This is a genomic window from Paenibacillus athensensis (genome assembly GCF_004514475.2).
GTDB classification, from domain to species: domain Bacteria; phylum Bacillota; class Bacilli; order Paenibacillales; family NBRC-103111; genus Paenibacillus_AL; species Paenibacillus_AL athensensis.
In genome coordinates this window covers 216,284-229,065 of record NZ_MYFO02000009.1, presented here as the reverse complement: position 1 = coordinate 229,065, position 12,782 = coordinate 216,284, and the positions used below count along the sequence as shown (strand labels likewise).

The 12,782-nt window shown below is 57.0% G+C and carries 12 protein-coding genes; 3 read left to right on the top strand and 9 right to left on the bottom strand.

Features of this window, described 5'->3' with window-relative positions:
- Positions 1-192 (top strand): IS3 family transposase (locus B5M42_RS17325; protein WP_230632848.1); only part of this gene is annotated, 192 nt, incomplete at its 5' end.
- A 13-nt stretch (positions 193-205) separates the two neighbouring features.
- Here the strand turns inward: B5M42_RS17325 and B5M42_RS17320 are convergent.
- The 4 genes from B5M42_RS17320 to infC form a co-directional block, all read right to left on the bottom strand.
- A complete protein-coding gene (locus B5M42_RS17320; RefSeq protein ID WP_134756897.1) occupies positions 206-952 on the bottom strand; it encodes a serine/threonine-protein kinase in 747 nt (248 codons plus the stop codon).
- 444 nt (positions 953-1,396) lie between these two features.
- Positions 1,397-2,941 carry an MFS transporter gene (locus B5M42_RS17315; protein ID WP_407946130.1) on the bottom strand — a complete coding sequence of 515 codons (1,545 nt, stop codon included), beginning with the start codon at positions 2,939-2,941 and terminating at the stop codon, positions 1,397-1,399.
- Positions 2,938-3,483, bottom strand: a complete 546-nt coding sequence (locus B5M42_RS17310; RefSeq protein WP_134756895.1) for a PadR family transcriptional regulator — start codon at positions 3,481-3,483, stop codon at positions 2,938-2,940. Before B5M42_RS17310 ends, B5M42_RS17315 begins: the two co-directional genes overlap by 4 nt.
- 479 nt (positions 3,484-3,962) lie before the next feature.
- Positions 3,963-4,457 (bottom strand): translation initiation factor IF-3, encoded by a 495-nt coding sequence (infC, locus tag B5M42_RS17305; RefSeq protein WP_134756893.1) that lies wholly within the window; start codon positions 4,455-4,457, stop codon positions 3,963-3,965.
- Positions 4,458-4,518: 61 nt separating this feature from the next.
- Between infC and B5M42_RS17300 the strand changes: the two genes are divergently transcribed.
- Positions 4,519-4,833: a hypothetical protein gene (locus B5M42_RS17300; RefSeq protein ID WP_134756891.1), complete on the top strand. Its 315-nt coding sequence runs from the start codon at positions 4,519-4,521 to the stop codon at positions 4,831-4,833.
- A 281-nt stretch (positions 4,834-5,114) separates the two neighbouring features.
- Here the strand turns inward: B5M42_RS17300 and B5M42_RS17295 are convergent, their stop codons facing one another.
- The 4 genes from B5M42_RS17295 to B5M42_RS17280 form a co-directional block, all read right to left on the bottom strand.
- Positions 5,115-5,402, bottom strand: a complete 288-nt coding sequence (locus B5M42_RS17295; RefSeq protein ID WP_167690266.1) for a hypothetical protein — start codon at positions 5,400-5,402, stop codon at positions 5,115-5,117.
- A gap of 88 nt (positions 5,403-5,490) precedes the next feature.
- Positions 5,491-6,162, bottom strand: coding sequence for a phosphatase PAP2 family protein (locus B5M42_RS17290; RefSeq protein ID WP_167690263.1), 672 nt, complete (start codon positions 6,160-6,162; stop codon positions 5,491-5,493).
- 47 nt (positions 6,163-6,209) lie between these two features.
- Positions 6,210-6,869, bottom strand: a complete 660-nt coding sequence (locus tag B5M42_RS17285) for a TVP38/TMEM64 family protein (protein WP_134756885.1) — start codon at positions 6,867-6,869, stop codon at positions 6,210-6,212.
- Between the two features lie 185 nt (positions 6,870-7,054).
- On the bottom strand, positions 7,055-7,912 hold the full coding sequence (locus tag B5M42_RS17280) for a sugar phosphate isomerase/epimerase family protein (protein ID WP_134756882.1): 858 nt from the start codon (positions 7,910-7,912) through the stop codon (positions 7,055-7,057).
- Positions 7,913-8,038: 126 nt separating this feature from the next.
- Here B5M42_RS17280 and B5M42_RS17275 point away from each other — a divergent pair, with 126 nt between their 5' ends.
- Positions 8,039-8,896 carry a helix-turn-helix domain-containing protein gene (locus B5M42_RS17275; RefSeq protein WP_167690260.1) on the top strand — a complete coding sequence of 286 codons (858 nt, stop codon included), beginning with the start codon at positions 8,039-8,041 and terminating at the stop codon, positions 8,894-8,896.
- Positions 8,897-9,383: 487 nt separating this feature from the next.
- On the opposite strand, the gene B5M42_RS17270 is transcribed toward B5M42_RS17275, so the two are convergent.
- Positions 9,384-12,371, bottom strand: a complete 2,988-nt coding sequence (locus tag B5M42_RS17270; RefSeq protein ID WP_134756877.1) for a glycoside hydrolase family 9 protein — start codon at positions 12,369-12,371, stop codon at positions 9,384-9,386.
- Positions 12,372-12,782 lie beyond the last annotated feature (411 nt).

Below are 12,782 nucleotides of genomic sequence, written 5' to 3'. Positions count from 1 at the left end.
AGCTTTTTTGCTACGCTAAAGAAAGAGAAGCTGTACAAGATCCGCACGGAGCGCTATCCGATGGCCGCGATGAAATCGATCATCTTCCGATATATTATGGTCTACTACAACAGGCGACGGATCTATACCTCTAATCCAGGTGGCTGGCCCCCCGCCATTTATCGCGAAAGAATGCTGTCAATGGCAGCGTAGAAACGAGATTTCTCTATGAGTGTGTTTTCAAACTGCACTTTTGTTGACAACTCCAATGCGCATCTTCCCATTGCCTCATATCTGTTTCGTTTTTAACGTTATATGGATGCCGGAGTGTAGCTAGCTCATAAAACACTATACCCATTGAATAAATATCATTTTGTATAGTGTTTTTTTCCTGTCTCCATCTTTCAGGTGCCATGTACTTGATATGTCCGATACCTTTGAACGTCAACTGACGAGTATGTTCATTTGAAACTTTAGATAATCCGAAGTCGGCCACTTTTAAAACTCCATCATGAACGAGTATATTATCAGGTTTAATGTCTCTATGCACAACAACACTATTAATATGCTCCATCCCATCTATAAGCTGACTAAAGTACATTTTCAACAATTCATTAGTAAAAAATTCACCAGTATTTTTTTGATTATTAATCATATCTAAGAGAGTACCTTGATTCGCATATTCCATAATTATATATGGTGGTAAATTAGATAGTTCTTTCCCATCGTGAACATATATGTAGTTAATAGTATTCGAATGTGACACCTTCATAGCCATTTGACTCTCATTAATAAAACTTTGATACGCCTCGATACTTGCAAAATCTGATGGAAGGGTTTTTAGAGCAAATACCATGTTGTCTTGTTTCCTTTGAATTTCATAGACAAACCCAAAGCCTCCATGTCCTAATATCTTACCTACAGAGTATTCGTTACCTGATCCATCAAACACAGTCATTCCAGGTGCAACCATCGCATTTCCACCCCTTAATTCCCATAATTTGTAATTTAAAAAGTAAGGATGACAGGTTTGTATTTATAAAATATAACGTCACCCTTATTAAATACATAGCAAGATTTCGTGCAAGCCACATTAACTTGGCACGCCGCATCCAACCCTTTACTCCTTTATATTGTATAACAATACATATGTTGTCAACAATGATATAAGCTATCCCTGCATTGATTCTAACTAGCAACTAAGAAAACCCTCTTTGATATCCCGTTCAATAAGTTAATAGCTAGCATTTTTCGCCATCAATTATGCTACGGTTCCCCCGATTAATCTTAACCCTATCACATACCGCCACACAAACACCAAACTCAACAAAAACGCCGGAGCCCCCGCCCCGACGTTCCCCCCGGCCAAAACGCCCGGCTTTCTCTATCCTCTTACATCCGTCTACTCCACATCCGCCTACATATGCGCCGCCGCCGGCTGCGCTTCTCCACCCGGCCCGCCCTGCTTTGGCGCCACATAACGGCCCGGTCCGGCAATGACCGCAGCGAGCACGCCCACAGCCGCAAACACGATGCATAAAATAAATCCGTGATTGATCGCTGTGCCGAGCGCATCGCGCAGGAACACGAGCACGTCCTGCGGCACCTTGTCGCTGGCCCGCACCAGCATCTGCGGATCGGCGAGCTGGCTGGCCTGCGCCGCTGGAATGTGGCGCTCCGCCGCCCAGTTGTCGACCATGCTTTTCAGGTTGTTGTTGACGACCGTCGCCATGATCGACGCCCCGAGTACGCCGCCGATATTCCGCCAAAAGCCGACAATCGAGCTGCTGACGCCGATATATTTGCGATCGACGCTGACCGCGACGGCGTTTTGGGCGACGCTCATCAGCGGCCCGATCGCGCCGAGGCCGAGAATGACCATGAGCAGCACCATATACCATTTGCCGGCGTCATGGCTGACCACGCTCAGCAGCGAGGAAACGACGATGCCCGCGATCATCGAGAACGCAATCAACGTGCGGAAGCTGAAAAACCGCTGCAGAAAGCCAAACGTAATCGCGCCAAGCATCAGCGAGAACATCATCGGCGTCAGCAGGCCGTTGGAGTTGGCTTGCCCGAGCACCGCCGTCGAGAAAATCGGCAAATACGTAATCGCTGCAAACATCACCGCGCCCTGGCACAAGCAAGCGAGCGTGATGCCGATAACCATGCGGTTTTTGAACAAAGGCAAAGGCAGCACCGGCTCCTGAGCCCGCCGTTCGATCAGATAGAACAACACGCCGAACACCAGCGCCAGCGCGAACAGGCCGATCACCTGCCAAGAGCCCCAAGCGTATTCCTTGCCGCCCCATTCCAGCGCGAGCATCAGCGATACCGTCGTCACAATCAGCGTGAATGTGCCGAGGTAATCGATTTTTGGACGGCGCTCCGAGCGCGTTTCCTTCAAAGCAATCACCAGTGTCAGGAAGGACAGCACGCCCAGCGGCACGTTAACGTAAAAACACCAGCGCCAGCCCCAATGCTCGGCGAGAAACGTCCCGATCTGCGGCCCGGCCACCGACGACAGGCCAAAAATCCCCGCGAACACGCCCGACAGCTTCGCCGCCTGCCGCGGATCGCTGAACATCGTAAAAATAATCGTAAAACTGATCGGAAACAACGCGCCCGAGCCAATCCCCTGAATCGCCCGGAAAATAATCAGCTGCGTCATATCCTGCGCCATCCCGCACAGCGCCGAACCGATCAGGAAAATCGCAATCCCGATCAAATAAAACCGTTTGCGCCCGAACATATCCGACAGCTTGCCGAAGACGAGCATCGTGCTGGTCGACGCCAGCATATACGCAGTAAATACCCAACTGATCTTGTCGAACCCGTTAATATCCTGAATAATGTGGCTGATCGCCGCCGACGTAATCGTATTGTCGAGCGCCGCCATCAATAGCCCCAAGGCCATTGCCAATAAAATCAACCCTGTTCGTTGCTTGGCCAAATGCTTCACGACTCCTTCGTAGCGGACAGCTGGCGGAACGCTTCCAGCTCGGCGCGCAGCACGCGCAGCTGCCCTTCAAATTTTTCAATCCCCAGCTTGAGGCAAATCGCCTGCGTCGGCGACATGACCCCTTCATAGCTGCACCGCTCGGCCAGCAGCTTCGCCAGCTTCTCTTCCATCATGGCAATGCTCATCTCCATCCACGACGCCACCCGCTCCGGCTCGGCAAACTCCCCGAGAAACAGCCGCACCATGAAATCCGACTTCCATTCGTTCTCCTGCACCTCACTGTCCATATAAGCCAGAAAAGCTTGCTTGCCCGCCTCCGTAATCGTAAACACGTTCTTGTTCGGCTTGCCCTCCTGAATGACCGATTGCTTCGTAATCAAGCCCATCTTCTCCATCCGCGTCAACGTCGGATAAATCGTCCCAAAGCTGGCATTATAAAAGTGCGCATACACATCCTCGAACAATTGCTTGATCTCGTAGCCCGAATAACGGCCCTTCATCAAAATGCCCAAAATGACATCCTGACTGTTCAGATCGGCCACCTCCCCTCATTGATCTGTCTTCATGAATTTACCACAAACACATATATCGAGTCAACATATATTAATTCTATATATACTCGTCCTATATAATTAAAATTTCCTATTCCCATATAATAAGCCCCGGCTGCCGCCATAACGGCCAGCAAACGGAGCTGATTGATCTTTTTTATGCCATTGTAAAATAGTGCGGAGACCGCGCGGGCTGCGCCAACCCGCGGCCTTTTGCCGATAACGCGCTCTCCGCGGAGCGCAACGCCAGCCCGATGCATACCTCGGGCATTGATAATTTGCGCAGCATTCCCCGTAAGCGGGGCGCGCGTAATAGCGCATACGCGACTCGCTCATCCGGCTTGTACCCGGCTCATACTCAGCTCCTACCCGGCTCGCTCATCCGGCCCGCGTATCCGGCTCGCGCCGTGTCGTGCAAGCTCGCGCAGCACGCCCTCTCGTCGGCCCGGCCCAGCCTGTCCCGACCCGCCCTACGGCTGCAACGGCTGAAGCTGCACCTGCGCGCCTTTGCCGCTCGATTGAATGCCCGTCAGCTTCGCGCCGTACGGCTTGAGCTCGCCGCAAAGCCGCTCCAGCAGCGCCTTCGCCTGCGGAGCTTCCTTGCTGCCGTGCGTCTTGACGACGAGCAGCACGGCATCGCCGGCCTGTAAGCAACGCTGGGCCTGATTCCTTTTCGTCTCGTAATCGTGATCCTCAATCTGCGGCGTCAGCCGGATTTCCTTGACCTTGGGCGACTGCTCGCGTTTGCGGGCCTGCTGCTTGATCGCGTCGGCTTCCTGACGGGCCGTTCCGCGCGGCATCAGCCGGCAGGGCGGCGGGCTGCTCATCAGCGACAGACAGACGAGGTCGACCTTCAGCTTTTTGGCTAAGCTTAGCGCCTCCGCCGTTGGCACGACGCCCAGGTCTTCGCCGTCCACGCCGGTCAATTCTACCGCCGACGCTTTAATTTTTTCATTCAAAATCATTGTACACCTGCCTGAACTTTCGTATAATGAACGCAACAATAACGTCAAGGAGCTTGGCCCGATGAGTAATAAAGAACTGGAAGAACATATTATCCGCAATTATCAGCGCGACGAGCAAATGATGATTCTCGTTTTTGCCCAGTGGTGCGTCAATCACGACCTGAACCCGGCCGAGCTGTACCATGCCGCCTATCCGCAGCAGACAGCCAACGCGGCGCTGGAGCAGGCGATTGCCCTGACCGTGCCTAAAGATGAAGCCGGCGAGGTGCCAGACGAGACGCTGCTCGGCGTGCTGTCGCTGTTCGGCAACGAGGAGCTCGCCTTCGTCGTCACCAGCGAAATCGACCGCCGCAAGCGCAGCCGCCGCCGCGAATAGCCGCACAGGGCTAATAGTCCGGCAGGTCCAGCGCGGGCGAATGCTGGCGGCACGGCCGGGACGGCCGGCACCTGACCCGGCAATCCCGCGCGGCACGAATGCCCCCGGCGCAGCCGGGACGGCCGGCACCTGACCCGGCAATCCCGCGCGGCGCGAATGCCCCCGGCACGGCCGGGACGGCCGGCACCTGCTCCAGCAATCCCGCGCGGCGCGAATGCTGGCGGCGAGGCCTCTACGCCGACACCTGCCCCAACAAGCACGCAGCGTGATCTGCCCGCAAGCTATCGCGGGCTAATCCCCGCCGTCCCCGCCGCCGCCATCTCCACTGTCGCTGCTATCCCCGCCATGTCCATCGCCGCTATGGCCTCCGTCATGCCTGCCACCGTGCCCCGCATCGCCATGCCCGCCGCTGCCATGCCCTCCGCCGTGTCCACCATCATGCCCACCGTTGTGACGGCCGCTGCCGAACCACCAGCCGTTGTCATGGCTTCCGCCGACATCGCTGCTATCGCCACCGCCGCCATCCACGCTGGATCGCCCGCTCCGGCGCCGGCTTTTTTTCTGCTCATTGCCCAGAAAAATAAAAAACGTAATCAACGCCGCCACCGCCGCTATCCCGATCCACTCCTGCATCAGTCAGCTCTCCCCTCTGCCATCCTACTTCCCGACTCCGCTCTTCACTCCCCGCCGATATCGCACAGCGCGCACGGCCATGATGCAAGCGGCCAGACAAGCGCCCCCGGCAGCAAAGCCGGCCAGCACATCGCTCGGATAATGGACGCCCAGATAAATCCGGCTGCAGCCGATGCACAGCACGACCAGCATCGTAACCAGCGGAATCAGCCAAGCGGCCCGCCATACGCCGCGCGCCTCGTACCAGAGCAAATAACCGGCCAACCCGTAGAACAGCATCGACACCATCGAATGGCCGCTGGGGAAGCTAAAGCCGGTCTCTTCGACAAGCCGAAGCGCCAGCTCGGGGCGCGCGCGACCGAACACACTTTTCAGCAACGTATTCAACCCCCACGTGCCCAGCACCCCCACGATCAGAATCAGCGTTTCCCAGCGATGCTTCAAGCGGAACATCAGCAGGAGCGCAATTGCCAGACATACCGCTCCCTCCACCTTACTTGTGCCCAGCGACGTAAAAAACTTCGCCACCGGCGTCAACCCATCGCTGCGCATACCGCGAACGGCCTCTCCCACCGTGCGGTCAAAGTGATCGACCCAAGCCGCCTGCAAGCTTTGCGACACCACAATAAAACCAACCAGCAGCGCTAGCGCAACGGCCACGGCAGCAGCCAGCTCCATATACAATTTCCGGTTCAATGACATCCGCTCTCCTCTCCTCACTTCACCATTCAGCCGCAAAACGGTCAGACTTCGGCCCGCGCCTTCTGCCGACGACGCACCACCAGCGGAATCAGCGCAAACGCCACATACAACGCCACCGCCAAATAAAATTTCATCGAGCCGATTTCCTGCAGCGAATCCCCCAGCACGTTGTACACGACAGCGCCGGGAATGATCCCGATGAACGTAGCCCACGTATAGTCGCCTGTGCGGATTTTCGACAGCCCTGCGCCGTAGCTGACCCCGTCAAACGGAAAAAAAGGCAGCAAACGCATATACAACACGACCATAAAGCCGTTCTTCTCGGCCTTTTCGTCAAACGTCTGCAGCTTTTTGCCGCGAATCAGCCTTTCGAAGCTGCCGCGGCCCCATCTGCGGGCAATCTGAAACGACAGCACCGCCCCAGCGCCGGCCCCGATCACATCGTACACCGTCCCCCAAAAAGCGCCAAACGTATACCCGCCGAACACCGTCAGCGGAATCGCCGGGAACAGCACCAGCGGCCGCAGCGTATAAGCGAGAATGTACAGCAGGCCGCCGACAAAGCCCAGCTCGCGCAGCCACACGCTAATGGCATCCATGTGAATGCTCTTGCCGATATTCGTAAACTTCCAAAGCAGCAGCCCGCACAGCGCAAGGGCAAACCACAGGATCAACAGCTTGACGGATTTGGACAGCTTCATTGGTAGACCCCTCTCAACAATCTTGCCTCTGTCTATCCCTATCATCTTACCCGTTTTTCCCGATAAACTCCAATTCGCCGCCCCCTTTTCATGCAAAAAAACCGCACCCGCGCGTCCCCCAACGCGGGTGCAGCCTCTGTCGGCGGGATCGCATCCCCGCCGCCTTTTTCACCGCCAACCTGCCGCTACGCCAGCGCGAGCCACTCGCGCATCGAATCGGCATATTGGCGCAACATCTCGCGGGCTGGCAGCCGCCCGCTGAAATCCTCGACGCCGAGATAGCCGTCGTAGCCGATGTCCCGCAGCACGCCCAGCAGCTGCGGCCAATCGACGACGCCTTCGCGGATCGGCGTCCAGACGGCGCGCCATTGCGGCGAGCCGTCCGCGCGTACGCCGTCCTGCACCCACGCGGCGTTCTTCACATGCACGTGGGCCAGATGCGGGCCCAGCAGCTCTAGCCCCATGCGGTAATGCTCGAAGCCCTCATGGACCATGTTGCCCGCGTCGTGCAGCACGCCGATCAGCGCCGGGTCAAACGCCGCGACCAGCCGGTGCGCCAGCCCGGCGCTTGGCGTAATCGTCTGGTGATGCGTCTCCACCAGCCCCCTCACGCCGTATTGCCGCGCCAGCTCCTGCACCTCGCCCAGATAGGCGACCGCTTCCTTGTACAAGTCGCCGTAAGAGCGGCTGCCGTCATACCACGGCACGCCGACGCGGATGAAGCTCGCGCCCAAAGCCCGCGCCGCCTGCATCACCCGCTCCGTGCCAGCGATATCGCCGCAGGCCAAATACGGCGTCACGCTGATCGAACGCAGCCCGTGCGCCTCTGCGGCGTGACGGAAACGCGCCAGCCCCGCCTCGTCCGTCGCCGGATCGATCGAGCACAGATTGTGCCGCCAGAACGACGGCGCCTCCTGCAGCGCATCCGCCGGAATCTCCTTGTACCGCCACTCAATGCCGTCCAGCCCCGCCTCTCGCGCCGCTGCAGCCAACTCCTCCGGCATCAGCTCCGGGGTTGCCACCGTAAACACCGATAACTTCATTGCCCAATCCCTCCCTGGTTTTGCTCTACCTCTATCTTGCAGTATAATAAAACCGTATTCATTGCAATTATTGGGCAAAAGATGGCTTTTGTTGACCTAGTTGATTTCGATTGCAGGAGGCCCCGCATGCATGCGCCCTATCCCAACCACGAGCACGCCATTACCTTATATCATAACCGAACGCTGGAGCCCCAGCCCTTTGATTTTCATCTGCATCAGGACTTGTACGAAATCTATTTCTTCCTCAGCGGCGACGTCCATTATTTTATCGAAAAACAGGTGTACCCGCTGCAGCACGGCGACCTGCTCGTCATGAACAGCAATGAGCTGCACCGTCCGAACTTCCGCACGCCCCGCCAGCGCTATGAAGTACTGGTGATCCATTTCGATCCCCGGCAGGCGGCCCGATTCAGCTCGCCGCATTTCGACCTGCTCCATTGCTTCACCCAGCGGCCACCGGGCGAGAATAACCGGCTTCGCCTGAATCCCCATCAAATCGAAGACATCCTGCGGCTTTACGAACGCATGAAAGCTTGCGCCCAGCCCGATGCCGCCCCAGGCGCAGACATCCTCTACGTCACCGCATTCATCGAGCTGCTGGTGTTCATCAACCAAGCGTTCAGCCGGCAGGACGAGCCGCAAAAAAACGCGCACATTCCCGAAAAGCTCAGCGCTTTGCTCGCTTACATCGACGGGCATCTCGATCAGGACCTGTCGCTGGAAACGCTGGAATCGACGTTTTTCATGAACCGTTCCTACCTGTGCCGTCTGTTCAAAAAGCATACCGGCAGCACGATCCACGAGCACATTCTGTTCAAACGGATCGCCCGGGCCAAAAGCCTGCTGCGCGAAGGCAGCACTGTCACCGACGCCTGCCAGCTGTCCGGCTTCAACGACTATTCCAACTTCATCCGCACGTTCAAAAAGGCCGTCGGCCTCCCGCCCCGCCAATATCAGGCGCTGAACGGCAGCACACGCAGCTGAGCGGCCGCCGCGCCAGCGCAGCTGCTTACCTCGTCTGCCAGACGCAACCGCTCCTCTCGTCTGACAGACGCAGACGCTCCTCTCGTCTGACGGACGCAACCGCTCCTCTCGTCTGACGGACGCAACCGCTCCTCTCGTCTGACAGACGCAACCGCTCCTCTCGTCTGACAGACGTAACCGCTCTCCCCGTCTGACCGACGCAACTGCTCTCCCCGTCTGACCGACGCAGACGCTCTCCCCGTCTGACCGACGCAACCGCTCCTCTCGTCTGACATACGCAACCGCTCCTCTCGTGTGACAGACGCAACCGCTCTCCTCGTCTGCATGACGCAGGCGGTTCCCGTCTGCTGCTCTCCGCTGCTTCTCCGGCTCTCGTACTTCGCCCGGACTGCCCGGCGCGTACCCCCGATACGGCCAAAGCCGCCCCATCCCGGAGCATCCGGGACAAGGCGGCTGGGCCGCTGCTTTTTTTCGCCATACAAGTGCTTTAGTTCGTAATCTTGATGTCGTCGACATAACCGCGGAACTGGCCGGTCGTGCCGCCGTAGTCCCAATCCTTGTAGTGGATCAGAATTTTATCGACCGTTTTGCCGATCGCATAAGGCGCAAAATTGAACTGCACCTGCGTCCATGTATTGATCGTGCCGCGTCCGGAGCTCGGGTCAACGCCGTTGCCCTGCGTATCGCTCAAGCCGTAGCAATCGCTCATCAGCGTGCCGTCGGTAAAGAGCAGATCGACAATGACGTTTTTGGCCAGCGCTGTTTGCGGATAGAACCAGTAGTTCAGCTTCAAATTCGGATCGTTGACCGGGATGTTGACGTCAAACGATTTGAAGCGAATATACGAGCTGCTCGTGCTGTTGTCTTTTCCGGAGAACATCAGCGCCGCCGTGCCCGTCTTGGCTTGCTCGTTGGTGCGCACAGACGCTTCCGGCTGAATGGTCGGCAAGTATCCGCCAATATTGGCGCTTGCTTCGACGGAATCGCCCCACGTCGTTGGCGTTTGGCCGCTTTCCAGCGAAGTGGTAAAGTAGCTGGTCGCCGTCGTCACCGTTCGGCCCGACACTACCGCACTGTCCGTACTGCCGTAGCGGTAGGCTGTGGCAACAACCTTATAATAGTAGGTTTTGTTCGGCTGCACCGTGCTGTCCAAATAATAACCGCCGCCGCTCGGTCCGTACACGCCGTCGCCGAGATAGGTCCAGGTGCTGTTATTTTCGGAGCGCATCACCACGTTCGTCGAGCCGGTCATATCAAAGGTCAAGCCAATCGATCCGCTGCCCGGCAGAATTTGAATGTTCGGCTGCGCCGGTGTCGGATAGCCGCTGGCTTGAATCGTCCGGCTTGTTTTATTCAGCGCCGGGTTGGCGTTGACCGCCACTACCTTAAAGTAGTAAGGCGCGAAGGCCGGACGGAAAATATCGACCGTCGTTGCCGCTCCGACATTGGTCTCCAGCATCATGGCGCCTGTGGTCGGATCGGAGACGTACACATCGTACGTATAGCCCGTGCCTTGGGACGGCCAAGTCAGCCGAATCGCCGAAGACGGCCCGTTGGAAGACGACAGGGTGAAGCCGGTGTACAAATCGTTCTGATTGTTGCGGATATATTGCGCCGCCCAGACGAGCGGAGCGTTCCAGTTGATCGTATTCTCCTTCGAAGCCCACGCCTCGGGAGCGGAGTTCGGACCGGCGTAGCTTTTGGCCGGCGCCACGCCCGTTGGCGTACCCGGACGCCCGGTGCCTCCGGCGATGCCGTCGTTGATCACGTCGTTGTTCGGACCGCCGGACAACCAGCCGCGCGGATACGGCGTCGTGCGCGTTCTTTTGCCCGAAGCGACCCAAGCGAACCGATCGTGCGTATCGGCTTCATAATATTCGCCATAGCCGGTAATGTAAGACAGCTTCATCGCGTTCGTGCCCATCAAATAGTCCATGCCGCGATTGATCGCTTTGAGATAGCTCAGATTCGGCGTCCCGCCCACTTTGGACAAGTCGTACGCGTAGCCGAGCACCATCATCCGGTTGACGATAAAGGAATTCGAGCCCCACGGATATTTGTTTGAAGCGCCGGGGCTGATCAAAGCCGGGTAGCCTTCGGCATTTTGAATCGCAACCAGCGAGTTGGCATAGGTAGCCACGTTCGCTTTCATGTCGTTCAGCTCGGTTGCCGTCAGATCGTTGGGTACAGACAGCAGCGACAGCGTGCCGGTCGTACCGACCTCCTGCCAGTCAAATTGCCCGACCTTTTTGAAATCCACGGCGTTGCGCACCTCGGTGCGGTATGTCGCCAGATTGGCGTCGGCATTTTTGTAGGCCGTCAAATACATTTCCACCGCCGCTGCGTAGCGGTCGTCGGTAATTTTCACATCGTCGTAATCTCCGCCGCCCACCGAGTCGGTCGTCGTGCCGGAGTAATAGATAATCGGCAGCGACGTCGCCCGCGAGAACGCGTCCTTCGCCTTCGTCCAGTAGCTCGCCGCCAGCGTAGCGTTATACGGCTTGATCACGCGGGACAGCTGGGCCAGCGTGCGCGCCACCGCATACGTCGCCGCGGTCGAGGTCGGCTGCGCCTTGCGGCCGCCCAGCGCCGAGCTCGTATTCTCGTAGTTGACGAAACCGGCCGTCGTCTGGTTGAAGCCGTCGCCCCACTGCACGTTCGTCACCTTGTGGGAAGCCAGCCCCGACGCCGGCAGCATGCCGTACATATAGGTCGAGCCGAACGCAACCTCGTCCAGAATATCCGGAATCCCGTTGCCCCGCTCCGGCAGATTCAACGAGCTGTCAGGGAACGATGACGGATACCGCTCATAAAAGTTCATCAGCGTCCACGCCGAAATCGCGTGGTTCACCGGATAAATGCCGTAGTCACCGGCATCGGCCCAGGAATTTTTCACATTCAACGTGCCGACGCAGCCCTTTTGCGTTGTGCTATCGGTAATCGTCAGACACGCAACCGCCGAATCGCCGGGATGCAGCGCCGCGCGCGCATACACCGCAGACGGCAAATATTGTGCAACCGTCGCTTCACCCATGCGGTGAAAGTAAAAATAGTTCATCGCATCCGCCGGCAGCGTTGCATACAAATCCGGCTGAATGTCGAAATTGACGCTTGTCCCCAGCGTATCAACGGCCAGCTTGTAATCCGTACCCACCGCCTTGAACGCCGAAAAATCAAGCTTGTGCACATAATCGCCCGAAGCCGCATCCAAGCCGACATTCGTCGTCATGCCGGACATTACGACATGATTATAATAATCGAGCAGCTGCCAGCTCAGCGGCGTGGACGGCGAAGCGCTCGCCGGCGGAATAATGACCGTAGCGATTTTGTCCCCGTCCGGCGCATAGCCGATCTGGTTGACCCGAATATTTCCCGTATCGAAATCCGCATACGATACCGAAGCAAAATACGGCACCACCATCAGCACCGCCACCCACAGCATCACCAGCTTGCGGACCCATCTGTTCTGTTTCACGAATGAATCATCTCCTTGTTTGAAATCATCATGCTTGTACGGTTATACATCTGGCTTCCTACGATTTCGTGAACGCGCGTTTATTCCAGCGTAAAAGGCACCTCCTTCTTTTCTCCATTCCCGCTCCGGACCGCTCGCGTCAGACGCTTTGCGCCTGCCGGACAACGGCTGCCGGCCCTTCCGCCTCCGGTAAAAAAAACGTCTTTCGGCCGGCAGGCTTGGCGCTTCAGCTTTGAAACGCTTTCACTTACTTACCGAATAGACGAAAGGGGATATCCCTACTATATCCCCGGCTCCATAACCCGTCTAGGGTGAAAAATCGTCCCCCTGCGCCAATAAAAAGCTAACAAATAGAAAACTGTTCAACCGAAAAATTAGCCATTTTTAAATTTAGTTTTCAATATTTTACTA